Source organism: Natronococcus sp. JC468 (genome assembly GCF_012163165.1).
Taxonomy (GTDB): Archaea; Halobacteriota; Halobacteria; order Halobacteriales; family Natrialbaceae; genus Natronococcus; species Natronococcus jeotgali.
Window position 1 is genome coordinate 12,735 of sequence record NZ_JAAVUO010000032.1, and the last position, 24,797, is coordinate 37,531.

A 24,797-nucleotide genomic window follows, 5' to 3' on the forward strand; every position below is an offset into this window, starting at 1 on the left:
ATGTATACCCAACCATCAGTGATCTGAATGGCAAAAATGGAAACTACAGAACTGGAAACTGATCTGAGTCTTTTCAAATACGACAATCTCGAGCAGCTACCACCTCAGTACCGGACCCTCGAGGAGAAAGAACGGACCTACCGTATCGAAGCGGCACTTGAGGAACTCGGCGACAGCGTTGTAATTCTCGGTCATAACTACCAGCGCCGTGAAATCGTTGAGCACGCCGACTTCATTGGTGACTCCTACCAGCTCTCACGACAGGCCGCCGAGGCCGACGCCGAGTATGTGATCTTCGGCGGCGTTACGTTCATGGCCGAGAGCGCGGACATCATTACCAACGACGATCAGACCGTTATCCTGCCGAGTATGGAGGCGTCGTGTCCGATGGCCGGAATGGCCGAAGCGCTGCAGGTCGACAGCGCGTGGGCTGAAATCACTACTGCCGCGCCCGATGCTGATATTGTGCCAATCACGTACATGAACTCCTACGCGGACCTGAAGGCCTTCTGTGCAAGCCAGGGAGGACTCGTCTGTACCTCTTCGAACGCTCACAAGGCTTTCGAGTATGCCTTCGAGCGAGGCGACAAGGTCCTCTTCTTACCGGATAAGCACCTCGGGGAGAACACCGCCCACCGGATGGGTATGGAAGACCGAATTGCCGAGTGGGACCCGTGGGATCCAGAGGGGAAGGACGCCGACGAGGTCACCGAGAGTGACATCATCCTCTGGGACGGCTACTGTCAGGTTCACGAGCGATTCGGTGTAGATCACATTGAGCAAATTCGGACTGAATACGACGATGCGAAGGTCATCGTTCACCCTGAGTGCCGTCGCGAAGTCGTCGAAGCTGCTGACAAGGCGGGTTCGACAGCAACGATTTGTGAGACGATCGAAACAGCCGATCCGGGTGACACGTGGGCCATCGGGACAGAGATCCACCTGACGAATCACCTCCAGTGCTGGCATCCTGATGTGAATGTCCTGCCACTGTGTGGCGACGCCTGCATGGATTGCAACGCGATGCGCCAGATCGACCCCAACTACCTTACCTGGATACTTGAGGAACTCGTCGCGGGTCGTGAACGCAATGTGATTGAGGTTGCTCCTGAAGAGAAGGAACTCGCGGGTGTCGCCCTTGACCGCATGCTCGAAATCTAACTCCCAATTATGACTGACTCCATCACCACGGAAACCGCGGACGTACTCGTCGTTGGCAGCGGTATCGCGGGCTGTGCAGCTGCACTTGCGGCGGCGCGGGACGGTGCCACGGTCCTCTTGCTCACCAAGGCCGAACGACCTGACGATGCAAGCACCGACTGGGCTCAGGGTGGTATCTCAACTACGTGTGATAGTCCCGAAGCGCTCAAGAGCGATATTCTTGCGGCCAGTGACGGGACTGCTGATCCCGACGCTGTCGACGTGCTTGTCGAGAATGCCGACAGTGCAGTTGAAGATGTCCTCTTTGAGACGCTCGGGATCGAGTTCGACGAGACTGACGATGGCGAATTCGACTACACACGTGAAGCTGCTCACTCGGCCGATCGCATCCTTCACGTTGACGCCGCAACAGGGACTCATATTTTGCGGCCGTTTCTGAACCATGTTGACGAGCACGAGCGAATCGAAGTACGCCAGGATACTGCTGCACTCGAGTTAATCACTCACGAAGGACGTGTTCATGGTGTAGTAAGTGACGATCAACCTACCGGTCATCCGATTTTTGCCGGCGCAACGATCCTCGCGACCGGTGGAATCGGTGCCCTCTACACGCGCTCGACCAATCCCGACGATGCAACTGGTGACGGCATTGCTATGGCAGCACTCGCTGGCGCGGATGTCGCCGATATCGAATACATTCAGTTCCATCCGACCGTATACGACGGCGATGACCCCTTCCTGCTCTCGGAAGCGCTGCGGGGCGAAGGCGCGATTCTGCGCAACGGCACGGGTGAGCGATTTATGACCGACTACCACCCGCAGGGAGATCTCGCTCCACGCGATGTCGTCGCCCGCGCGGTCGAAACCGAACGTCAGGCGACTGGTGAGGTCGTCCTCGATGTGAGCCCACTCGACTTTGAGACTGAATATCCCAGTATCGCCGCGAAGTGTCATAAGCGTGGTATCGAGGGCGATGAGATTCCCGTCGCCGCATGTGAGCACTTCCTCTGTGGCGGGATCGACGTCGATGAATATGGCCGCACCTCCCTTGACCACCTCTATGCTGTCGGCGAGTGTGCTGGCACCGGCGTCCACGGCGCGAATCGACTTGCGAGCACGAGTCTGCTTGAAGGGCTTGTCTGGGGGCTGCGGGCTGGGAAAGATGCAGGTGGATTTGAACCACAGCCTGTCGACACACCTATCCTCCGCGATAGTGATCCCGAGTTGCCTGAGCGCTTCGCCGCTGAGAAGTTTACTCGGCTACAGCAGACGATGGACGAACACCTCAGTCTTGAGCGCAAGCCGGCCGAAATTGCCCGTGCAAGTGCGGTACTCCGACGACTCAAGGGAGAAGTGGACGCCTACATTCGCACACGAACTGCCCGTGATCTGTACGAACTCCGGAATGCAAGCGTCACCGCCTTGTTGATTGCACGGGCCGCGAGTGAGAACACTGAATCGAGAGGCTGTCATTACATCGTGGACGCGGATGATTCGCCAGCTGAGCAGCTGGCAGATGATTGAGATCAATATGATTACCGACACACAGATTGAACACTGGCTTCGCGAAGATATTGGCCACCACGACGTGACGAACCAGGTTCCCGGCGAAACAACCGGCCGCCTTGTCGCAAAAGAGGACGGTGTTGCAGCAGGTCTCGAAGCCGCAAGCGCTGTTTTCGAGTATCTCGGTGTCGAGGTGCTCGAGTCAATCGAAGCAGGAAGCAGCCTCGAGGTCGGTGACGAAATTCTTCGCGTCAAGGGGCCAGCACGTGAGGTTCTTCGAGGTGAACGTGTCGCGGTCAACCTCGTGGGCCACGCGTCCGGAATTGCAACACGGACTCAGAATGCCGTTGACAGAGCGCAAACTGCCTCCAACGATGTTGAGATTGCTGCGACCAGGAAAACTACACCTGGGCTGCGCGCCCTCGAGAAACGCGCTGTTGTCGCGGGCGGCGGTGATACCCATCGGCTTGATCTTTCTCACATGGTGATGGTCAAGGACAACCACGTCACCGAACTCGGACTCGAGAGGGCGATTGCTCACGTCCGCGACCAGATCTCCTTCGCGACGAAACTTGAGGTAGAAGTAGAAACCGTTACAGCTGCTTCACGAGCTGCCGAGGCGGGTGCGGATATCGTTCTACTCGACAATATGACTCCTGCAGAGACGCAAACGGCTGTTGAGGAACTCCGCCCCTACAAAGACGTGCTGGCGGAAGCGAGCGGCGGAATCACACTCGAGAACGTCACTGAGTACGCCACAACAGGTGTCGATGTCATTTCGATGGGATCACTTACGCACTCGGCACCATCGCTTGATCTCTCATTCCGAACGAGCGACTGAAACAAAGAATTGAGGAGTCTAGCCAGCCGGAACGCAATACATAGCATGATTGATTTAGAAGGTCGTCACCTTCAGATCGCACATTAGTGTCCGGCCTTCGCGGAACACACCCCCGGACTGGGCCCAAAAGCTCCTCAGTTCGAGTATGTCAATTGGTTCGAGGAGCAGCTTCCAGACACGGACAGAAATCGTCGCAAAGCGATCCGGTCTAACTTCGAGCCAGTAGCAAACGACGTCCGTCTCACAGCCCTCGGTCGATATGCCGGCCTCGATCCTCAAGTAACGACCGTGAGTTGTTTTCCGAGTTGCTCGAGGACGGGGTTCACCACGGCTGACCACCGTTCGGTCTACCCTTCGACGGGAGATGGCGAGAAATTCTTGGAAGAGCAATTTGACGTCGCCATTTGGATCCTTGAACTCTGAAACGCCAGCCACTCTTATCGGGGATCACTGCTCGCGTCAATTCAAGCCAGTCAACCGCCTCTCGAGTCGTGAACAATCGCGAACTGTACGACGAACTCGATAACTCCCCGGTGTCGTTAGATCCAACGAGATCTCGGGCGTCACATGGAGGTGGTGGTATCAAGGCTGGCAGTTAGTTGGTGCTGTGTCTGGATCCCTGTACGGAACCGCTGGAGGATCTCGGATTGGTGCTTCGGACACGCCATCGGGAGGATGACCCCATCCTGGACTTGGACCAATGGGTGCGATGAATTGTATGGGGCGAGACGGCAACTGGGGCACGACACTCCACCAGCCGGTCGATGATGCAGGAGATCAGCCGTGTCCGTGGACGTCAATCCACAGACCGAAGAAAATTCCTCGAGATGCTCGTCACAGCTGAGGACAGGGATCGTAAGCTGATCCAAGAGGAGAAACGACACCTCTTGCCGTCCACCAGACTGGACGGCAGACTGGCACGCGTCACATCCGATCGCCGATAACGATTGCTGGTCGTCTGGTGATGCCATCGTGTATCCGCAGGACGCTACGCAGGTAAGTTATGGGGAGTAACACCTACAAGCAACTGTCAGTAGAGACGTCTTCAACACAGAGTGTGGGGAAGCTTGCACGATCGACGGCTGTCGCATCGTCCTCGAGTTGTCGACATAGCCACTGACTCCGCCAGCGTGTGTCGGTCGCCGGACCCCAGCTCGGTTTCGAGGCGGTGGACATGCCGCTCTTTCACATCGATTCTTCGTCATCATCCTCCTGAACATCTCGGTACTGCCTACCGATGTGTCCGCGTCCTCACTGGCGTTGTCTTGTCGGACGATTTCGTGTCTTTAGCTGGTCTCGTGTTGTATGTTTGGACGCTGCTCAGTTGACGCCTTACTCGGGATTGGGGTGTGAGCGAGGAAGCGGCGAGTATGCCGTCTCAGCCCGCCCGCTTCAACGACCGATTTCCGAATTGTGCTTTGGTACCCGCTGAGTAGCTATAGTAACCGTTAGAACTTTCCGCTCAGAGATTATTGCTGTAATCAATGGACCATCTCGACGAGATTTCCGTCGAAGAACTCCAAGACGCCCTCGACGATGTCGAGGGAAACAAGCCGACACAGCGGTTGTTAGCGGCGATCGCGTACAAAAACGGCGTGACGCAAACCGAACTTGCCGAGTGGCACGACACCGGTCGAAGAGCGATCTACAGCTGGCTGATGCGACTCGATACGGACGAACCACTTAATCAAGCCGTGTCTGATGCCCATCGATCCGGGAGAAAACGAAAGCTCTCAGAATCGCAGCAAGAAGAGCTCAAACAAACTGTCCACGAACCGCCCGAGGAAATCGGGATCGACGCGCCGGCGTGGACGCCGGCGCTCGTCCAGGAGTTTCTCGAAGATACCTACGGCGTCGAATATTCTTATCCGAGCTGCCGGTGGTTGTTGAAAGAAGCTGGGCTAAGCTATCAAAAACCCCGCCGCACAGCCGCCGAAGCCGAGGAATCCGACCAAGAAGCGTTCCACGACGAGATCCAAAAAAAAAGCGAGCGGAGATGGACGCCAAAATAGTCTGCATCGACCAAACCAAAAAATCTGTGCAGGTCGAGCCGCGTGCCGCGTGGTTTCCCCGCGGCACGCGGCCGTCTGTCGAATTATCCGGCCAACGCGACTGGACGTGTCTCTTGGGCGCGATCACCGAGGACGGTGATCGATTTTTCTCCCGATTCAAAGAGTACGTGACCGCCGAACATATAAAACATGTAATTCTCGAATTATGGAAAGAGTTCGAAGATGATTTGACCATCGTGCTGGATGGAGCGCCGTATTTCCAGGCGTCGGCCGTCACGGACCTAGCGGCCCGCGACGACCTCGCCTTCGTCACGTTACCGGCATACTCGCCGGAGCTAAATCCTGTCGAGGAGTGCTGGAGACAGCTGCAATCAGCGCTGAGCAACCGATTCTTCGACTCACTTGCTGATCTGACAGCAGCGATCGATACCGCTTTTGATCAACTCTCAATCCCAAAAGTGAGCAACTATTTCTAATGTCTACTATAGTGTTGCTTCAAGCGTCATTCGAGACAGGATAGAGCGTTCGGAGTTTGGTTCGGGCGTCGGTTGTTGAGAACTACCACTTGATAACGGATGGACCTCATTTCGGTGCTGTTCCCACGCAGCGACCTCCGAATGGAGAGTCGCTGCGTCTGGAATACGTCGATTGAGACACTGAGTGCTTTCAACTCAATCTCGGCCATATTTAGCCAGCTTCCGTGCAGTGGAGTGAAGTGAAACTCCAGTTTTTCAAGTGATCGTCGGGCTTTTACTGGTGGAAGAAACTCGTAGAAGGCGTACTCTGTATGAGTACTGAAGTCATCGAGAACTACCCGGATGCGGTTTGCATCCGGGTAGTGGTTACCGACGAGTTGGCGCATTTGCTCGACAAACTCTTTCTTCATACGCTTTTTCGTCACATCGACATGGCGCCAGCCGCTGAGCGGTTCGCTAACCAGGAAGAGGTTACGCGTTCCAGCGCGACGATACGTGTAATCGGTCCGTGCGACCGCTCCCGGGTGGAGTGATCAGCGTAACCTTTGAACATCTGGAAGGAACGTCTTGATCCAATCACTAGCGAAACTCAGCCGATGACTCAAGCGGAGAAATGTTTCGGTGAGGAACGCGCTGAAATGGTTTCGGTCCGCGAAGATCTCTGGTGAGATCTCGCGTTTCAGGTCTTTCCACAGCGGTTCGATGGCGTTCAACGTTGGTGAATACGGCGGGATGAAGACGAACTCGATGTCGAGTTCGTCGGCCCGTTGTTGGATGAGGTTTGCGTGATGAGAGCCGTAGTTGTCGGCCACGAGCAGAATCCGGTCGGACGGATTCTGCTCGCGGATCTCTTCGAGTGCCTCAACGATCGTCTCTTTGACCAACCGTTCTTTGAACGTGATCACGCTTTGGCCAGTGAACGCGTAGAACCCGATCGACCGCCGAGGAAACGTTACCAGCGGCTTCTCGATCGTCACTGTCCGATCAAACGACCACATTCGCTGAGAATTGTCGAACGGCTGGGGTCACGCTTCATCGAAAGAATCCGAACACGACCGGTTCTTCTTCTTCCCGCTCCTCGGGGTCCTCGCCGAGCGCCTGATCAAGGCGCTCGGCGAGAATCTCTTCAGCATCTCGGGTCGTCACGGATCCATCGGTCGCGGTTTGGCATAGTTCATGCCTGCTTCTCGAAGTTTTCGGCTGAGGTGGGCCGGATGGTACGTGACGTTGTAACGATCTTCGATAAGCGCATGAATCTCCTCGGGAGTCCATGGTTGCTCCTCTTTGAGAACATCACAGAGTTCGTTCCACTGTTGGGGGAGTGAGCTTCGGCGGCCGGCCGCTGCCGAAGCGTGGGCGGAGCCCCTTTACGCCACCATTATTCCACGCCAGTGCCCATCGATGCGTCGTGGATCGAGAGATCCCGACGCGTCGACCTGCTTGCTCACGCGTGTCTCCCTGATAGAGGTTCTTGATGAAACACAGTCGCCGGATAAGACGAGTCTCGTCCGCCTCCTAAGCCGATTCAATTGCTTTGTAGGATCGCTAGCCAAGGCTTGATTTCGGTGTCGTCACTGATCCAGCCGCAAGTTAGAAACCGAGATACAGCGGTTGATCCTACGGATATCTAACCGTTCGACGAAGATTATAGACGGCACACTTGAGCACCATCTCGCGGAACTCCAGATGCCAGCTTCGCGCACGCACGGCGGAGCCGAGCGTGCGCTTGAGGCTTGAGAAGACAGTTTCTACCATCCAGCGACGGTTATATCGATCACGATCCATGCGGGCGTTGTGAGCGTGATCGAGCGCCCAATAGATGCGATGTTTAATCAGTGGACGGATCCCGTTTGCACGAAGTTCGTCTCGGAACGCTTTATCGTCGTAACCACGGTCTGCGGCCACTGAGAGCAGGTCACCCGCATTTCGGCGGGTGACCTGCGGGCCAATTCTGAAATCGGATGGGGTTTTCGTTGAAACGTGGACGTCGGTGACGTATAGCGTTTCGACATCAACTAATGCGGTGACTTTCAGCGTCCGAACATGGTAATGCGCCCGCTGAGCATAATGACGTGAGGGCTGGTCACGGTCGAATCCTGTTGAGTCGATAGCAGCGTGGCCAGTGCGTTTCTCGGCTGATTCGCCGAGAAACGCACGGTATGTCTTCATTGAGATCTGTTCGAACCAGCCACGGAGAACGGTGAAGTGAGGGAGGCGTGTGAGCCCGATTTCTTCGAGAATGCCGGGCATTTCACTGAGCAGGTCTATCGTCTGGCGATAAGATTTCCCTAGCTCGATTCGGAGTGCTTGCAGGGTGAGCATCGCCCACTCGGCGAACCCGCCACCCCCTTCGGGGTCGGCGGGTTCGTCCGGGTTCTCGACAACGTTTTTAGCTTTCGTAACCGATTCTCGGGTGAAGAGGCGGAATTCCGAAGTCACAATATTCTGCCTCTTCGCTTTCTACGGAGATAACGCGATTGAGGCGACGCTGTCTAGCGATCCTACAGAGCAGATTCAATTGCTTGGTCAAGTTCTTCCTCAGACAGATGCCGCACCAACAAACCACGCTGACGGTTGTTTATCGAGAACAATACGCTTCCAAAGGGGTCAACGCTTTCGCAGACCACTCATGCGACGGTGGCTCTCGCTCCACCGAGGCATCTCGAAGGGCAAGGTCACACAGTATCTCGGAGCATTCCAACTCCGGCGAGAGCTACACCGAAAACCGAGACGAGACACCCTCAACACTCTGTTCAAGCGTCACTCTGAAATCAACAATGTCCTACGCAAGAGCGTTGGTAGATACTACAGCGGTAGTCCGAGATCATACGACCCCTCGAGTGACACCGGTTCGATCACAGTTACTCGCTCCGCTTTTTACAACTGTACTTGTGTAACAGATGGCCGAGATCAGCAATAGAATAAGACCGTCGTCACGAATACAGTCGGTCGAGTCTAATCTCGTTCGTAACGCTTCGCACCTGGTTCGGCAGTTCTTCCTCGAACCACTCTCCGTGCAGTCGGTGTTCCGGGCCGCCGATACTGATCGCACCGAACACCTCCCCTTCAATAACGATGGGTGAACTCACCGCTCTCGTCCCCTCGAGTTGCTCGCTATCGTTTTGTGCGTACCCCTGATCGCGAATCTGCTCGAGTTCTTCGAGGAGTCGCGAGCGGGAAGTGATTGTGTTTTCCGTCATCGCCGGAAGTCCATGGGTATTAATGATTTTATTTACTCGGTCTGCAGGTAAATGTGCGAGAATCGCTTTTCCGCCGGCGTGACAGTGCAAGTGTGATCGTCCGCCGATAGAGTGCGCTGTTTTGATGGATTGATCCCCCGCAGCGTGCTCCAGATAGACGCCCAGCCCGTATTCCTCGATGAGAAACCACACTGTCTCGCCAGTGTCCTCAGCTAATCGCTCCAAATAGGGCGTTACGACACCAGTGAGGGGAACCACCTGCTTCGAGCTCGTTCCGAGCCGCACGAATTTCGACCCGAGACGATATTCTCCATCCTCTTTTATTATATATTGTACTCCCTCTAACGTCTTGAGGTACTCGTATAACGTACTCGTGGCGATCCCCGTTTCGTCTGCGATCTCGGTGAGCGTCGCTTCCTGCAACGCTTCGATTGCTTCGACTACGTCGAAAAGTCTTCGAACGGACTTCAACGGACCTAAATCCCCTCTGGTGTCCTCCATACCCAATTCTATGGTGCGAGCGTATTAAATCACCCGTACGATATCGTTCCGGTAATCTCGGAATCCGTCTTCGCTTCCTGTCTCTACTTCGGGACGGTACTCGAGTCGATATATGCTCTCAGAACACTCACAAGAGCCAAATACTTCGAAATAGAAGGTTGCGTATGAAGATCGGTTTGATCAGTGATGTACACGGGAACCAACCCGCGTTAACGACTGTACTTTCGGACATGCCCGCTGTCGATCAGATATACCACTTGGGCGATATCGTCGGTTACAACCCCTTCCCAGGGGAGGTATTACGGACGTTCGAAAAGCGCGGTATCCGTTCGATTCAGGGGAATCACGATCGAAATATCGGCGGCGACATCGACGCAATCGGATCCGCACCCGAACCGGATACCGAGGATTCTAACACGACCGTTCGACCAAGTGATATCGCTCGTGCTGCCGGTAAATGGACCTTTCGGCGGCTTACCGACGAGCAACGCAGATACATTAGCACGATACCGGAAGAGCGCACGCTCCGGGGAGGGATCGTCAAATTGGTCCACGGGAAACCGGGTGAACAGGACGGGAGGCTGTATCCGGACGAATACGGTCCACATCTGTTCGCTGGCGAACGAATACTCGCCCACGGACACACGCACGTTCAACACGCCGAGCGATTCGATGAGAAGATACTCGTCAACCCCGGAAGCGTCGGTCAACCGCGAGACGGTGACTCTCGAGCGGCGTACGCCGTGCTTGATCTCGATTCGAACTCGGTTCAGCTTCACCGCGTCGCGTACCCCATCGAAGAGGTCACGGACGCGATACGCCAAACGTCGATCCCGGACGAACTCTGTTCGTGGCTGGAGCGGGGTGAGATCGTCACGGAATAGCAGTCTCGACTGGCAGGGCGTCGAATCCCGTGAGGGTGGGTAGTTCGCGGAAGTCGAGTTCGGGCCCAGAACTCGGGTGGGTGCTGTATTTCGACCACCTCACGTGTGAACCGGCCTGTCGGGCGTGTTTCCGGACGGACCCAACCATTTTAGTCAACAGGCGAAAAAGACGGACTGAGTAGTTACAAACCCCATGACGGAAATAACTGCAGCGGTCCTCGAGGGGCCGCGAGACCTGTCGATCGAGTCGATCGAACTCGCCGAACCGAAGGCCGACGAAGTCCGGGTCGATCTCAAAGCAACTGGCGTTTGTCACACAGATCACCATCGGTACGTCGGCACGTCGGACGCACCGTATCCCATTGTTCTGGGACATGAAGGCGCTGGCGTGGTCGATGCGGTCGGCGAAAACGTCACGTCGGTCAAACCGGGAGATCACGTTGTCCTGTGGGTTCTCCCGTTCTGTCGGGAATGCGCGTTCTGCGAGCGCGGCAACCCCCACCTCTGTTCGCGTCGGTCGGCTGTCAAAGGAGGGACGCTTCTGGACGGCACACGGCGACTCTCGAGGAGCGAGGAGAAAGTGAACCACTTCTACGGGCAATCGTCGTTCGCTTCACACTGTGTCGTCGCCGAGCAGACGGCGGTGAAAATACCCGAGTCGCTGCCGTTCCCCGAGGCGTCGCTACTCGGGTGTGGCGCGATAACCGGACTCGGGGCGGTGGTGAACACAGCCGACGTTTCGACAGGAGAACCCGCCGCAGTATTCGGCTGCGGTGGCGTCGGTTCGAGCGCGATTCTCGGTGCGTCGCTGGCCGGTGCGAATCCAATCATCGCGGTCGATATCGAGGACGAAACGCTCGCAACGGTGGCGGATCTAGGAGCGACCCACACTATCAACTCGAGCGAGACTGATCCCGTTCGGGAGATCAGCCGCCTTACGGACGGGGGGGTGAAATATGCTTTCGAGTGTACGAGTATCCCTGGCGTAATCGAGCAGGCCGTCGAAGCGGTCCAACCGGGCGGAACGGTCGTCGCGACGACGACGAGTTCGGCCGATCCCCTGCAAATCGCCCCGGGGGAGTTGACCTACGGAAAGCGGATCGTCGGCAACGTCGGTGGGTCGGCCCAGCCCTCGATCGACATTCCCCGGTTCGCGACGCTCGCGCAGTCGGGTCGGCTCCCATTAGAGAAGCTGGTCAGCCAAACGTACTCGCTAGATCAACTTGACGAAGCGTTCGAAGCGATAGAGAACGGGAACGGTATCCGTGGGGTCGTAACATACGAATAAACGTTTCGACGACTCACTGAGTCTGTGAAGTTCTAAAGCCTGTTCCTGAAGTCGTGCGGTCGATATCAGTTAGCTACCGAGGGACGACCAGTATCTGGTCGCCGCCCGAAATCGACTGAACAATTATAACGTGGGAGTGCAAACCATCACACGCTGATGAGAGAATACGATCTACTAGTCGGTGGAGAGTCGCCATCGGCCGCTGAACAGACCACCGTAAAAGACCCCGCATCGAATCAGCCAGTATCCCATGTTACGCGTGCTGACGAGACCGATGTCGCTTTCGCAGTCGAATCCGCCAGTGAAGCCTTCGAAACGTGGCGAGAAGTGGATCCAACCACTCGGAGTCAGTACCTTATGGACATCGCCGAGGGGCTGCGAGACAAACAGGACCACATCGCGCAACGTCATACCGAAGAGACCGGTCGGTCAGTGACTGATTCCAAACGAAGCGTCGAGTTCGCAGCGGAGTACTTCGAGTACTACGCAGGACTAACTCACCAGATCAAAGGGGAGACCGTCCCGCTGTCGACCGGCGAGTTCGATTTCACAAAGTGTGAACCGCTCGGCGTTACTGGGCATATTATTCCGTGGAACTCACCACTCCTATTGGCATCTCGCAGTATCGCTCCAGCGCTGGCGTGTGGAAACACAGTCGTCGCAAAGCCCGCGGAGTTGGCTCCGATGGCGGTTATGGAACTCGGGAAGGTTGCCCACGATGCGGGTCTTCCTGACGGCGTTCTCAATATGGTCCCCGGGGAGGGGACGATCGCGGGCGAAGCGTTAGTCACGGACAAGCGCGTGAACGAACTCACCTTCACCGGATCGAAGGAAGTCGGCTTTCACATTCGAGAGACGGTATCCGACCGGTTGATCCCCCTCAATCTGGAACTTGGGGGGAAGAGTCCGAACATCGTCTTCGACGACGCCGACCTAGAGGCTGCCGCCGAGGGCGCGGTCAAACTCTTCAACAATGCCGGACAGAGCTGTTACGCCGGGACTCGTCTGTTCGTCGCGGACGAAATCTACGACGCGTTTATCGAACGCGTGGTCGATCGCATCGAGCGCATGACGGTTGCGAAAGATCCAAACGAGACGGACGTGTCGGCGCTCATTTCGCCCTCGGCCCAGTCCGAGGTCGACGCGTACGTCGAGTCGGCACTCGAGGCTGGAGCGACGGTAACGACGGGCGGGTGTATCCCCTTCGAGGATGGGAATTTCTACGAGCCGACGCTGATCGAAGACGCACCAGACGATGCGGCAGTCTCGTGCGAGGAGATATTCGGTCCCGTCCTGACCGCGTACCGCTTCGAATCCGAACGGGAGGTCGTCGAACGGGCAAACGACACGGAGTACGGGCTGTACGCGGGCGTGTGGACGACTGATCTCGAGAGAGCGAATCGAATCGCAGGGCATATCGAAGCCGGAACCGTCACGGTGAACAACTACGCCTCGCCGATCCCTCAGGCGCCGTTCCCCGCGTACAAACAGAGCGGGGCCGGATCGGAGTACGCGACCGCGGCCTTGCGCCATTACACGAAGGTAAAGAACGTCCGAATGGCGGTCGACAAGACGCTTCGCTGAGGGACCACGGGCGAGGAGTGGAGCCGAGATTGAGCCGCAGACCGAAAGGACCGAAACGAATAAATGGACCTATGCTGAACTTGGAATGCATGTCAACCCCAACCGAGGAAGTGTCATCTGGGAATTACAATTCCGCGGAGCACAGCCCACTCCTCTCGGAGATCGAGGCGTCTCTCGAGGACGGGAAACTTCCGCTGAAGGCGTTCAATGACGAGACGGTCCACGAGCTAGAGTTGGAACGGCTGTTTGGTCGAGAGTGGATCTTCATCGGCCACGAGTCGGAAGTTCCCGAGGAAGGTGACTATGCGCGGCGCTACATCGCGGGCGATCCGTTCATCTTCGTTCGGGACATGAACGGCGAAATTCAGGTGCTGTTCGATAGCTGCCGCCACCGCGGCACGAAGCTGTGTCGCGCCGAACAGGGGAATACGTCTCACTTCCGATGTCCATACCACGGGTGGACGTACAAGAACGACGGTGAACTCGTCGGCGTCCCGCAGAAAGAGGTCGCGTTCAAGAATCTCGATCAATCCGAACACGGGCTACACAGCGCCCCTCGAGTGGACAGCTATGCCGGGCTCGTGTTCGCGTCCCTGTCGGACGCCGGGGAAAGTCTCGAAGAGCATCTCGGAGAGTTTACGTGGTACCTCGACATCCAGTTCAAACTTCCCGACGGCGGGATGGAGGTGATCGGCGAACCCCACCGCTGGGTCGCGGAAACGAACTGGAAAACCGGCGCGGACAACTTCGCGGGTGATAGCTATCACACCGGGTTCGCACACCACTCCATCAAACAACTCGGGCTTGGCGGAGACGATACCGTCGGTGTTGCCGGTGCGGGAGAGACCAAAGACCGACACATCCACTGCAACGGTCACACAACCAGTACTCGGATGGTCGAGGGCGAAGACGTGTTCATGACCTACCCCGACGAAATCGTGGATCTATTCAATCCGGATAACGTAACGTCGGAGCAGTACACTGCTGCGAAGGAGGCGCTCTCGTTCACCGGGAGCGTGTTCCCGAATCTGGCGTTTCTCAACTTCGGCGATATCACCGACGACCCGAACAAGGACGTTACCGGCTTCCTCGGCCTCCGGAAGTGGCGACCGCTGGGGCCGAACAAGACGGAGATCTGGAGTTGGGCGCTCGCGCCGAAGCGAGCGTCCGAGGAAACCAAAGAGCGGATCTACAAGGTGTATATGTCTAACTTCGGTCCGACTGGCAACTTCGAACAGGACGACGTCTCGATCTGGAACGGGATCACCGACGTGGCCGACTCGACGTTCGCGAGCCAGCACAATCTGGAACTGAACTATCAGATGGGAACGGAGCAGATGAGCGAGGTGGCGTACGACGAGCAGTGGCCCGGTCCGGGTACCGTCTACGCCATCAACCTAGAAGAGGTCGGCATGCAGAAGTTCCACGATCAGTGGTTCGACCATCTTTCGACGCCGCTCGAGACGAGCGGGCGGCCAGAGAGAAGTGAATGTCCGGGATCCAGTGAATGCGAACTGCCCGAGGATGGTGAATAGCATGGCTGTGAACGAAGAGCAAACGGCGGAAATAGAGCAGTTCCTCTGCAAGGAACGTGTCGAACGGTTTCTCTACGAGGAAGCGGCCCTACTAGATCGACGCGAGCAGAAGGCGTGGCTCTCACTGCTCGACGAAGATATCGAGTACAAAGCGCCGCTTCGGATCACTCGAGAGCACACAAACGATAACTTCAGTTCATCAGCGTATTACTTTGATGAGGACTATGGATCGCTGAAGGCACGGGTGCAGCGGTTCGAGTCGGAGTATGCGTGGTCCGAGCGACCGCCGTCTCGAACGCGTCGGTTCGTCTCGAACGTTCGCGCCAGTAAGAGAGACGACGGTACCGTCGAAGCGAAGAGTTACCTGCTCCTCTACTATGGGCAGGGCGACTCGGAGTCGTATACGTTCCTCGCTGGTCGGCGAGAGGACGTTCTCCGTCCGGACGGCGAGACGTTCACTATCGCGAAGCGCGACGTGTACCTCGATCACGCGGTTCCGAAAATCGACAAAATTTCCGTGTTCCTATGAACGCACGAACCACCATTGCGTCGGAGTTTGACGTAGGCGACGGCCCCGAGGCGGTCACCGTTCGGAAGCTGCTAACGCCACGAGGCCAACTCGTCGAGATAGAATCGGACAGTGAGACGGGGGAAACAGCGACGCAGATTCGAATCGATGCGCTCGGTCTCGAGAGTCTCTCCTGGCAGACGGTGCCAAACATCGTCGATCGGCTCGATTGTGATTCCTCCGTCCGCGACAAGGGGGAGATCGCGTCGGACTCCGGTGAGTCGTTCGAGATCAGCAACGAGTACGCTGACGTTGAGGTTTCGAAAATACGGACCCCAGCGGGTGAGCAACTTCTCGTGCGGTCGCTCGTCAAAAAAACGACGCTCCAATTGACTCCTGAGATGCTCAGCGCGCTCTCTCTCCACGAAACCAAGTTGGTTTCGGAGTTCCTGGAGACCCCGCACGGACCGCACGATCACTGACTGAAACGACGATCACTGATCGAAACAAGGGCTATTCTACGACCGAACGAACGACATCGAGGGGGAGTGTCCGTTCGCTGGCATCGGCCACTGCACGGCGCACGTAGGGAGATCGCAGCGCTAACCCGGCGAAGTCTTTCGGATTGACCCACTCGACCGCTTCGACGGTATCCGTGGGAACCGTCCGCGGCTCTTCCGACAGCTCGCCTCGATACGTGACCGCGATAAACGGCCCGTCGACGAACGCATCGCTGCCGATGTACGCGCCGACGAATCCGAGCAAATCCACATCAGCACCCACTTCCTCCCCAACTTCTCTCACTGCCGTCCTTGTCGGATCCTCGCCCGCTTCGACCCGTCCGCCGGGCAAATTCCACGTACCTCGCACCGCTTCTTTCCCTTCTTCTACGAGGAGAACGTCGTCACCAGCCCGAATTACGACCGAAGCGACCAGCGTGTGCATACGAATAATACCGAATTCATGTACTAAGTCTTACTGCTAACGGCAGGGAATCGCCTCGAGCAAAGCAAAAATAGGCTCAGTACTTCACAAAGCCGTTTGGAGTTCCGCGAGATAGTGCTCAAATGTGCCGTCTATAATCTTCGCCGAACGATAGATATCCGTAGGATCAATCGCTGTGTCTCGGTTTCTTACCGGCGGCTGGATCAGTGACCACACCGAAATCAAGCCTTGGCTAGCGATCCTACGGAGCAGATTGAACTGGTCGAGACCGGCGAAACGTTTCGGCGGATCGTGTTTGAGGACGTGGACGGAGAGGAGATAGCGTATCTAACGGCACTATCTCCGAAGGAATACGATCCTGTGGACGTGATGAACATCTACACGCTTCGGACTCGGTGAACGGCGTCTTATTCGAATTGCTCTGTACGTTAATTGGCTACGTGCTGGTCGAGTAGTTCTGGCACTGCCACCCACTACGGGGTGGCGTGCCGGAAGCGATCCGCATGATCCGAACACGGTGGAACCAATCATTGCGCTCGTACGGATGAGTTCGCCTCAAGCCCGTGGGATCGCCGCCGCTGTAAGCGGCAGCTCTCTCCACTCTACCGTCTCAGCTTCGAATAACAGAGAAATATGGAGATAGGGTGAGTTTGAGATCATCTTCTCGGTGGCAGGCTGTAGTCATTGGCTCAGAATTCTATTTACCAGTGCCTTCTGCGTCTTACTTGCTCGGTAGCCTTGTCACGCCGAAACGGGACAGCAATGTGCTACGTAAGAGCATCCCAAAAATATAATAGGGAACGGGTACGGTACATATATAGGGTGTTATAGACAATCATGTCGAATGCCAGCACCAACGAACTAGAGGACCGATTCCCGTGGCCGGACGCCGTTGAAGTGCCCGAGGAGTGTGAGGGCTGGGAAGAAATGTATCCCCGGTACTTCCGGTTCGGGGAATCGCCGGAGCGATCGGAACTGGAACGAGATCGATTCTGGTTTTGGGACCAGAAGGATAGTCCAACGCCGCTGCGTCCGTGGGATATCACGCTCTGTGTCGAATCGATTGCGATGCAACTGTCGCAGGCCCAGAGCCGGGTATTCGCAGTTCCGCCGGCGATGGGGATCGACCTTCGAATCATCGCTGGCTACTCATACGCCACGCCCGTCCCGTGTACGGATCCAGACCTGCTCGAGGAACGGGAGTCAGTGTTCGGTGAAAGAAGCGAGTACATCTACAATAACTTCGAAGCGCTCTACGAGGACGAGTGGCTTCCCGCGGTCAAAGAGATTGGACAGGAGATCCGCGATCTCGAGGTCCCCGATCGATTCCCCGAGTACGCCCCCGAGGAAGTCGTCTTCGAATCAAAGGGGCTCCACTCGGAAACTGTCGACGTCCAGAGTAATTACAATCGATTACAGGAGTTGACGCTGCGAGGCTGGCAGCGACACTTTGAGTACCTCAATCTCGTGTATCTGGCGTACCTCTCCTTCAAGCGGACGTGCGACGAACTCTTCCCCGATATTAGTGACAACGCAATCGGAGAGATGGTTACCGGTCTCGAGACCGACTTGTTCCTCGCCGATACGGTTTTGAACGATCTCGCCCATCAGGCGGTGGAACTGGGTGAGGAGGTCCCGGAGATTCTCACTTCAGCGGCCGATCCTGACGAAAAACTCGACCGTCTCGAGGAGACCGACGCGGGTCGCGAGTTCCTCGAGGCCTTCGAGGACGCGAAGGACCCCTGGTTCCATATCACTGTCAGCCGCGGCTATCACAGCGAAGAGGGGTCGTGGCTTGATACCCTCGAGCAACCGTTCGAACACCTAGATAAGAAGGTACAGGCGCTCCAAGAGAACGAAGAAATCCGACGCGATCTCGATGCTCTCCAAGAAGACCGCCAGCGGGTCGTCGACGAGTACCGGGGGTACCTCAACGAGGAGGAACGCGCGCAGTTCGACCAGGCACACCAACTGGTGCTCGACGTCTACAATTACGCCGAGGATCACCAATTCTGGATCGAAAACTGGCTTCACACGATCATCTTCGAGAAGCTCGACGAGTTTGGTGAACTCCTGGTGAACCACGGCCTCCTTGAGACGCCTCGGGATATCACACTGTTCGGTCGGAACGAGGTGCCGGAGCTCCTCGCGGACCTCGCTCTCGTCTGGTCGCAGGGAAAAGGCGCACACATACCAGAGTACTGGGCGGAGGAAGCCGAGAAACGAAAGCGGATCCTCGACGCTGCCAAGGAGTGGTCACCGCCACCGGCGCTCGGTGAACCGCCCGAAGAGGTCACGGATCCAATGGTAGTCATGCTCTGGGGGATTACGACCGAAACCGTTCAAAACTGGCTCGGTTCCACGCAGGAGGAAGACAGCAATGAGATAGACGGCTTTGCCTCCTCGTCGGGTACGGCCGAGGGGAAGGCGCGAGTGGTCAAGTCCGGAAGCGAACTGAGCGAGGTGAAACGCGACGAGATACTCGTCTCTCCGCTTACGAATCCGGACTGGACGCCGGTTTTCTCCAAAGTGGCCGGAGCCGTTACGGATAACGGGGGCGCGACCAGTCACACAGCGATCGTCTGTCGTGAATACGGGCTCCCGGCTGTTACAGGAACCGGTGCGGCGACGTCGAATATTCAGACGGGCGATCGAATCCGCGTCGACGGGAATACGGGAGAGGTCGAAATCCTCGAGCGAGCGGAATAGTATGAGACGACCGAACGGCTATTACCAACAAACAATGACTGACCCAACGTACACGCTCCATTTTGACGCCGAGGAGTGCACGAAAGACAATATCGACCTCGTCGGAGGAAAAAACGCTTCTCTGGGAGAACTGATGGATATCGGCGAAGACGTGCAAGTTCCGCCAGGGTTCGCCGTCACGACTGACTTCTACGAGGCGTTCCTCGACGAACAGGGACTCAGAGAATACATTACTGACCGGCTGTCCGAAATCGATGTCGACGACGAAGGCACCGCAGCCGAAGCGAGCGAGGATATTCGTAAGCGCATCAAAGACGTTGCGTTTCCGGACTTTCTCGTCGAAGAACTCGAGGAGTCGTGGGACCGGCTCCAATCGGATGTGAGTGCGAGCGACCTGCGAGTCGCAGTTCGCTCCTCGGCGACGGCAGAGGATCTTCCGGATAGCAGTTTTGCCGGACAGCAGGACACCTATCTCAACGTCCGGGACGTAGAATCGATTCTACAACGCACAAAAGCGTGCATGGCCAGCCTGTTTACCACTCGAGCGATCGTCTACCGCGAGGAGAACGGATTCGATCACGACGAAGTCCTCATCAGCGTTGGCATCCAGAAGATGGTCGACGCCCGGACGTCTGGAGTGATGTTCACGCTCAATCCGGCGAATGGCGATATGTCGAAAGTCCGAATTGAGGCGAACTGGGGGCTCGGCGAGTCCGTCGTAAGCGGTCGGGTTACGCCGGACAGTTTCCTCGTCGACAAACCCGTCTACAAGATCGTCGATCGCGACATCCAGCAGAAAGGCATGATGATCACGCCGACTGACAACGGGATCGAGGAGGCAACCGTCGAAGACGACAAACAGGACGTGCCCTCGTTGACAGCCAACGAAATTATCGACCTGACCGACCTGGCGAAGTCAATCGAAAAATACTACGGCGAACCACAGGACATCGAGTGGGCGATTGAAGAGCAGGACGACGACACCCAGGTCTTCATCTTACAGAGTCGGCCGGAAACCGCGTGGAAACAAGAAGACGGACAGCAGAGTACCGATAGCGAACCCGATGCGAGCAATGCGGCGAATCAGGTTCTCGACAATCTCTAGTCGGTCCAATTCGGTCGCGCTTCTGGAGAGATTACTGATACGAACTGACCCCACCTGTGATCGAAGGAAGGCTCAAGCCCGTCCGCCCCAGCGGTCCGAGAAACCGCATTAAATCGTAAATTGTGGATCGGACGTAACACTAGTGCCGGTGATGGGCTCCATTGAATCACTAGATGGTGTCGGGATAAGTCAGCAAATCAAAGGATTTGAAGCATGAGAGTGGTGGTTTAGATAAAATTCACTACCCGATTCACTGAGAAAATACAGTAGACATTAGAAAGTTGTTCACTATTGGTATAGAGAGTTGATCAAGAGCGGTATCGATCGCCGTTGTCGGCTCGTACTTACGGACATAAATACGTAAAGACCTGGAACTTCGATGCGGTTGAGTGCAGAGAGAGCAGCATCACGAAGATCATCAAGTGTATCGAATAGACGGTTCTAAGTTCTTGATCAAGTTATCTCCTGCCTCTTCTGCGGGGTTCAGCTCCGGTGAACCCCGCGGGAGGTAACAGAGTTCGATCGGTGTGTCTTCGACGAATTCCTGTACTGCGTTCGCCGTGAAATACGAGGCATTGTTGCCTTGTTTTGCCACCGGTTGACGACAGTACTAGCTGTTCTCTCGGGGATATTTCGCCAGACTAACCGGGAAATGAACGCGTCTGGCGATATGGTATCACTCAGACGGCTGGCGCGGTTGTGTCGAGATCTTGCCAAACAGCACGTTGATGATCCGGGCGTACCCGCCGCGCCGTCCGGCGCGGACAGGTACGCCGACTGGGTACAGATTGCGTTGATTCTGTTTCATGTCGAACTGGAAAAGAGCCACCGTGAGACTGAAGACTACCTCAACGAGATGCCCGGTGTTCTTGCCGTGTTCGATCTCGACGAAGCACCGCACTATAGTTCGTTCTGCCGGTGGGAACAGCGGTATCGGATGCGTGAACTTCGCCGCCTGCTCCGCACTTCGGCGGAGCAGGCGGGCTGGAGTGGCGAAGCAGCCATTGACGCAAGTGGCTTCCAACGCAATCAAACCAGCTTTCACTACCGTGATCGCGCGAACTACTCGTTACAGTCGCTGAAGACGACGATCTTGATCGATGTGAATTCACTCGCAATCAAGGACGTTCACTACACGACCCAAAAGGCGTGGGATGGACACATCGGGATGCAGGTCTTCCGCCGGAACGCGGAAGACCTGCGAGTATTGTCTGCTGACGCGAATTATTCATGGAGCGACCTCCGTGAGGAGTGTCGCTCCGAGTCGACACATCCGTTGATCAGGCATAGGGAGCAAACACTGTTGCAGAAGGCTCATAACGCCCGGATGGACGCTACCGACTACAACCAACGTTGGATGAGTGAAACAGGTTTCTCGCAGTTGAAGAAAGACGACGGAGAGAAGCTCCGCTCCCGGAGCTGGCACGGCCAGTTCCGGGATCTCACACGGAAGTGCATCGTCCATAACCTCACGCAGGCGGCGAGTTAAGGCTCGCCGCCTGCTCCCTTTCTCCGGACGTATCCAGGAGAGGCACCGCCGTCGTCACCGGAACAATGGAGCAAGATGACATAATTCTGATGATTCAGCAAACACCGGTGGTGACAGCGACTGCCTCTTCTGAGTATAAGAATCCGTGTTTGACGCCGTGAGACTGTGATCAATCGACTCTACCCCAATACCGTCTTGCGTTCAACAAGGCAAGTTCGAGACAGGTGATGAAGCGATTGCAGAGTTGCTCGTGACGGCGGCTCTGCTGACCAGAAGCGTCAGCAGAGCCTTGTTAGCGGTGTTTCAGGAGATTGAACCGGACGTTGAATACCCAGAAGAGCGCTGGGCGACGACCTTTCAGTCGGTCGCCCAGCCAGTGCTTGCAGATCTCGGACTTGCTCTGGGCCATTCACCACCGAATCTTCCCGAACTGGTGCGTCGTGAGGCTCGCCAACCAGAGAGATCACGCCTCACTTTGAACAAACGAGTGTCTCAAGCCTTCAAGACGGAGGTCTGGCCTTAACCGAACACAGATGATGGTCATTCCTATGACGCCTCTTCTTACTGAGATTGACATGATAAATCAACGGAGAAGCTGACATATTCCAGAAATATGCAACTAACTTTAGACATCCGCGGTTCAGTACAACTCACGAAGCAATACCTGAACCACCAAAAATTATTTAATACTAGTCATTGAAGAGTTAGTGCCATGCCAGACGATACCAATAGAAAGAAAACCAACGTTACCCCCTCATTTACGAGAAGATCGACCATGATCGGTCTAAGCTCGTTGTTCGGTGCTACCAGTGTCTCGGGCAAATCTGGTAGTTTAGAGAAGGAAAACACTTCAAGTACTATCACTAGTCAAGATGGATCTATGAAATCCTCTATACAGATTGACGAGATTCTTCCTGGAGATAAATTCGGTAAAATAGATATTGGTCCGTATTCTCACTCTTTGCAGATGAGTGGAACGAGGCAACCTGCGTGGATGATCCAACCATTCAATAAGGATACAACGGTAGATACTACATCATACAAGGAAACCGGATCAAACATCGGATATGGATCGATTCCGTTTGCACCCGGTCAAGTTCCTATCCTCCGCACTGTCGTTCACTTTGAGGCCGGGTCCTCGTCTACTACAAGTCTTCGCCTTTCTATTGCGAATAAACCGGGTAACGTAGCTGAGTCCGGTGAATTCGTTCCCCTTGACAAAGATCAGTCATCTACAGAGACGATTATCGAATTATCAGGAAAAGGGACGACACAGATATACGACGAAGTATATCTGACGGAGTTCGAAGATGTTGTTTCGGGTAGTCCGGCGGGAGAAGGTGCCAACGACTCCGAATATCCAATAAATACATTCATTATAGAGGCAAAAACCGACGATCCGAAGACGGCATCAACGATTAAAGGTGCGACTACTGTATCATTAGAACTGGAGGCGCTCTAATGGTTCGAATTGGCTGGCTATCCGATAGTCATGTTGATCCTTTTTCTTCACCTGACGTGGGACGGACTGACCTACCAGGTGCGGGAGAGTGCCTTACAGAAGACATCGTTTCACTCTTTGAAACGTATGGAATAGAAGATCTATTCTTCAACGGAGACGCTGTTTTTCAGAGCGATGCATTTTGGGACAGTGAATATGAACATTCGTGGCCGGCTTTTTATGATCGATTCTGGGAACTAGTCGATAATAGCGGATATGGTGATAACGTCGTCTGTACGCCCGGTAATCACGATGTCCCGCTACAGTATTTCGTAGAATCTGACGAGCGTGCTCATCTTAAATATAAAAAAGAATATGATGACGTTACAGTGTTGATGGTGAATACTGCCGGAAACGGCTGGGTTAGTGGATCTCCGGAGATGGGTTACGGATGGACGAGCGGCTATGTTCCTTACAAGGACTTACAGTGGCTTGACCGTGAGCTCTCACGGGCGGGAGACAATGCTAAGATCGTCTACTTCCATCATCACGCTTGGTTCACTCCTGGAGATCCCAACGCGTCATCTGAGACAGATAGTCAGAGCGCATCTGAACTCTACTGGGTCTGCCGGAACCACCGAGCGATACACGAGATTCTCTCGTCATACGATAAAGTGGTTTGTCCGCAAGGCCACACCTCACAGACTCAAACGGAGGGTTCTTCGAACGTAGATGGTGTTGAGTACCTATACAAGAAACACTACCACCACGTCTATGATGGAGGCGTGACGACGTACGCGTATCTAGATGTAGACTCGACTGGCGCTATGGTCATTACGGTCGATCACGATACAGGGAAAGAAAACACAATTCTGAACAAAACTTTTAACTGAAGCCGACACCCTACGAAGACATCATTATAAATATATTCCCTATTTTATATGATGGGTGTATGAACTGCTGAAATCCGCTTCATGTCTTCGACTTGCTAAGAAACATATTTCACCTAGATGCCACCAATACCAATGCTTTGCTCGATATCCACTTCAAATATCCCAGCAAAGATAAGCATTCAAATATATTATATTATTAATACTTAAGGAACTTGACCCAGAATTTCAATATCATATTCTGAAGTAAGTTCTTTGAGTTTATCTATATCCGATTTGGGCGATTCAGGAATGATTCGCTGTTCAGCCGGTTTCCCTGCATCATGGAAATACTTTTCAAATCCGGCGGGTGAGAAAAGAATGAGCTTTCTCGCCTCTTCCTCGCTTTTGACTCGATAACCATGATCATCTTCATCAGAGAGTTCGGACGGCCTGCTCTCTCGTGGTTTGTCGTAGACGACCTCCTCGAACGGCTCGTCGGCGAGCCGTTCGAGTCAGGTGAACCACTTCGAGGCCCAACTGTTAGAAAGTCCAGAGAGTTCGGCAACTTCTGTCTGCGTAAGGTCGTCTATTTCCTTCCAGGTGATCGCAGCCATGAGCCGCTTTGTCGCGTCGGCATCGTCGACCTCCGCCAAGATTTGACTGAGGTCTTCAACACCTATGAGAATCCTGCGACTGACCAAACCACGGATCGTCTAATAGCTGTTTCGTCGTCGATAGTG

At 55.3% G+C, this 24,797-nt stretch carries 20 protein-coding genes and 7 pseudogenes; 18 read left to right on the plus strand and 9 right to left on the minus strand.

All coding sequences use genetic code 11. The annotated features are described in order from the left end of the window. The first annotated feature begins 27 nt into the window (after nt 1-27). The 4 genes from nadA to GWG54_RS15745 all read left to right on the plus strand — a co-directional run bounded on the left by nadA (nt 28) and on the right by GWG54_RS15745 (nt 5,996). Nucleotides 28-1,161 (plus strand): quinolinate synthase NadA, encoded by a 1,134-nt coding sequence (gene nadA, locus GWG54_RS15725; protein WP_167938672.1) that lies wholly within the window; start codon nt 28-30, stop codon nt 1,159-1,161. A 9-nt stretch (nt 1,162-1,170) separates the two neighbouring features. Further along, nucleotides 1,171-2,685 (plus strand): L-aspartate oxidase, encoded by a 1,515-nt coding sequence (locus tag GWG54_RS15730; protein WP_167938673.1) that lies wholly within the window; start codon nt 1,171-1,173, stop codon nt 2,683-2,685. Between the two features lie 7 nt (nt 2,686-2,692). After that, nucleotides 2,693-3,508 (plus strand): carboxylating nicotinate-nucleotide diphosphorylase, encoded by an 816-nt coding sequence (gene nadC / locus GWG54_RS15735; RefSeq protein WP_167938692.1) that lies wholly within the window; start codon nt 2,693-2,695, stop codon nt 3,506-3,508. Between the two features lie 1,484 nt (nt 3,509-4,992). Continuing rightward, nucleotides 4,993-5,996 (plus strand): IS630 family transposase gene (locus GWG54_RS15745; RefSeq protein WP_167938674.1). Its coding sequence is split into 2 segments (ribosomal slippage): nt 4,993-5,484 and nt 5,487-5,996, totalling 1,002 coding nucleotides; the frame shifts between segments, so codons are not numbered across the junction. 26 nt (nt 5,997-6,022) lie between these two features. Here GWG54_RS15745 and GWG54_RS21375 read toward each other — a convergent pair. The 5 genes and pseudogenes from GWG54_RS21375 to GWG54_RS15770 form a co-directional block, all read right to left on the minus strand. After that, complete coding sequence (locus GWG54_RS21375) at nt 6,023-6,460, minus strand: transposase (RefSeq protein ID WP_394352932.1); 438 nt, start codon at nt 6,458-6,460, stop codon at nt 6,023-6,025. Between the two features lie 69 nt (nt 6,461-6,529). Then, nucleotides 6,530-7,003, minus strand: a pseudogene (locus tag GWG54_RS15755) (IS630 family transposase); the annotation flags it as partial. A 135-nt stretch (nt 7,004-7,138) separates the two neighbouring features. Continuing rightward, nucleotides 7,139-7,261: pseudogene (locus GWG54_RS21380) on the minus strand (winged helix-turn-helix domain-containing protein); the annotation flags it as partial. Between the two features lie 28 nt (nt 7,262-7,289). Then, nucleotides 7,290-7,490: a helix-turn-helix domain-containing protein gene (locus tag GWG54_RS21385; protein ID WP_167938693.1), complete on the minus strand. Its 201-nt coding sequence runs from the start codon at nt 7,488-7,490 to the stop codon at nt 7,290-7,292. A 123-nt stretch (nt 7,491-7,613) separates the two neighbouring features. Next, nucleotides 7,614-8,435: an IS5 family transposase gene (locus GWG54_RS15770; protein WP_167938676.1), complete on the minus strand. Its 822-nt coding sequence runs from the start codon at nt 8,433-8,435 to the stop codon at nt 7,614-7,616. 187 nt (nt 8,436-8,622) lie between these two features. Here GWG54_RS15770 and GWG54_RS15775 point away from each other — a divergent pair. Next, nucleotides 8,623-8,765: pseudogene (locus tag GWG54_RS15775) on the plus strand (IS1595 family transposase); the annotation flags it as partial. A 164-nt stretch (nt 8,766-8,929) separates the two neighbouring features. On the opposite strand, the gene GWG54_RS15780 reads toward GWG54_RS15775, so the two are convergent. Continuing rightward, the gene (locus GWG54_RS15780) at nt 8,930-9,697 is read right to left on the minus strand and encodes an IclR family transcriptional regulator (protein WP_167938677.1); all 768 of its coding nucleotides are present in this window, start codon (nt 9,695-9,697) and stop codon (nt 8,930-8,932) included. Between the two features lie 164 nt (nt 9,698-9,861). Here GWG54_RS15780 and GWG54_RS15785 point away from each other — a divergent pair, with 164 nt between their 5' ends. The 6 genes from GWG54_RS15785 (at nt 9,862) to GWG54_RS15810 (ending at nt 15,978) form a co-directional block, all read left to right on the plus strand. Then, nucleotides 9,862-10,581 (plus strand): metallophosphoesterase, encoded by a 720-nt coding sequence (locus tag GWG54_RS15785; protein ID WP_167938678.1) that lies wholly within the window; start codon nt 9,862-9,864, stop codon nt 10,579-10,581. A 193-nt stretch (nt 10,582-10,774) separates the two neighbouring features. Next, nucleotides 10,775-11,869, plus strand: a complete 1,095-nt coding sequence (locus GWG54_RS15790; protein ID WP_167938679.1) for an alcohol dehydrogenase catalytic domain-containing protein — start codon at nt 10,775-10,777, stop codon at nt 11,867-11,869. A gap of 156 nt (nt 11,870-12,025) precedes the next feature. Then, complete coding sequence (locus GWG54_RS15795; protein WP_167938680.1) at nt 12,026-13,453, plus strand: aldehyde dehydrogenase; 1,428 nt, start codon at nt 12,026-12,028, stop codon at nt 13,451-13,453. A 71-nt stretch (nt 13,454-13,524) separates the two neighbouring features. Then, nucleotides 13,525-14,988 carry an aromatic ring-hydroxylating dioxygenase subunit alpha gene (locus GWG54_RS15800; RefSeq protein WP_167938681.1) on the plus strand — a complete coding sequence of 488 codons (1,464 nt, stop codon included), beginning with the start codon at nt 13,525-13,527 and terminating at the stop codon, nt 14,986-14,988. 1 nt (nt 14,989) lies between these two features. Continuing rightward, the gene (locus tag GWG54_RS15805) at nt 14,990-15,517 is read left to right on the plus strand and encodes an aromatic-ring-hydroxylating dioxygenase subunit beta (RefSeq protein ID WP_245242836.1); all 528 of its coding nucleotides are present in this window, start codon (nt 14,990-14,992) and stop codon (nt 15,515-15,517) included. Next, nucleotides 15,514-15,978: a hypothetical protein gene (locus GWG54_RS15810; RefSeq protein ID WP_167938683.1), complete on the plus strand. Its 465-nt coding sequence runs from the start codon at nt 15,514-15,516 to the stop codon at nt 15,976-15,978. The genes GWG54_RS15805 and GWG54_RS15810 overlap by 4 nt, the downstream gene beginning before the upstream one ends. Before the next feature lie 31 nt (nt 15,979-16,009). On the opposite strand, the gene GWG54_RS15815 is transcribed toward GWG54_RS15810, so the two are convergent. Then, entirely contained in the window at nt 16,010-16,441 is a 432-nt protein-coding gene (locus tag GWG54_RS15815) for an NUDIX hydrolase (RefSeq protein WP_167938684.1), read from the minus strand. Between the two features lie 246 nt (nt 16,442-16,687). Between GWG54_RS15815 and GWG54_RS20945 the strand changes: the two are divergent. The 3 genes and pseudogenes from GWG54_RS20945 to GWG54_RS15825 all read left to right on the plus strand — a co-directional run. After that, nucleotides 16,688-16,989 (plus strand): annotated as a pseudogene (locus GWG54_RS20945) (IS4 family transposase); the annotation flags it as partial. Nucleotides 16,990-17,278: 289 nt separating this feature from the next. Next, nucleotides 17,279-19,150 carry a PEP-utilizing enzyme gene (locus GWG54_RS15820; RefSeq protein ID WP_167938685.1) on the plus strand — a complete coding sequence of 624 codons (1,872 nt, stop codon included), beginning with the start codon at nt 17,279-17,281 and terminating at the stop codon, nt 19,148-19,150. Between the two features lie 34 nt (nt 19,151-19,184). Further along, on the plus strand, nt 19,185-20,255 hold the full coding sequence (locus GWG54_RS15825) for a PEP/pyruvate-binding domain-containing protein (RefSeq protein ID WP_245242837.1): 1,071 nt from the start codon (nt 19,185-19,187) through the stop codon (nt 20,253-20,255). A 344-nt stretch (nt 20,256-20,599) separates the two neighbouring features. Here GWG54_RS15825 and GWG54_RS15830 read toward each other — a convergent pair. Beyond that, a pseudogene (locus tag GWG54_RS15830) lies at nt 20,600-20,835 on the minus strand (transposase); the annotation flags it as partial. A gap of 90 nt (nt 20,836-20,925) precedes the next feature. On the opposite strand from GWG54_RS15830, the gene GWG54_RS15835 reads away from it, so the two are divergent. From GWG54_RS15835 to GWG54_RS15845, 4 genes and pseudogenes are all read left to right on the plus strand, one after another. Beyond that, nucleotides 20,926-21,744 carry an IS5 family transposase gene (locus tag GWG54_RS15835; protein WP_167938687.1) on the plus strand — a complete coding sequence of 273 codons (819 nt, stop codon included), beginning with the start codon at nt 20,926-20,928 and terminating at the stop codon, nt 21,742-21,744. 211 nt (nt 21,745-21,955) lie between these two features. Continuing rightward, nucleotides 21,956-22,267: pseudogene (locus GWG54_RS20950) on the plus strand (IS4 family transposase); the annotation flags it as partial. 189 nt (nt 22,268-22,456) lie between these two features. Then, a complete protein-coding gene (locus GWG54_RS15840; protein ID WP_167938688.1) occupies nt 22,457-23,206 on the plus strand; it encodes a hypothetical protein in 750 nt (249 codons plus the stop codon). Further along, entirely contained in the window at nt 23,206-24,078 is an 873-nt protein-coding gene (locus tag GWG54_RS15845) for a metallophosphoesterase (RefSeq protein ID WP_167938689.1), read from the plus strand. Before GWG54_RS15840 ends, GWG54_RS15845 begins: the two co-directional genes overlap by 1 nt. A gap of 404 nt (nt 24,079-24,482) precedes the next feature. Here the strand turns inward: GWG54_RS15845 and GWG54_RS15850 are convergent. Continuing rightward, nucleotides 24,483-24,743: pseudogene (locus GWG54_RS15850) on the minus strand (IS630 family transposase); the annotation flags it as partial. Nucleotides 24,744-24,797: the final 54 nt, after the last annotated feature.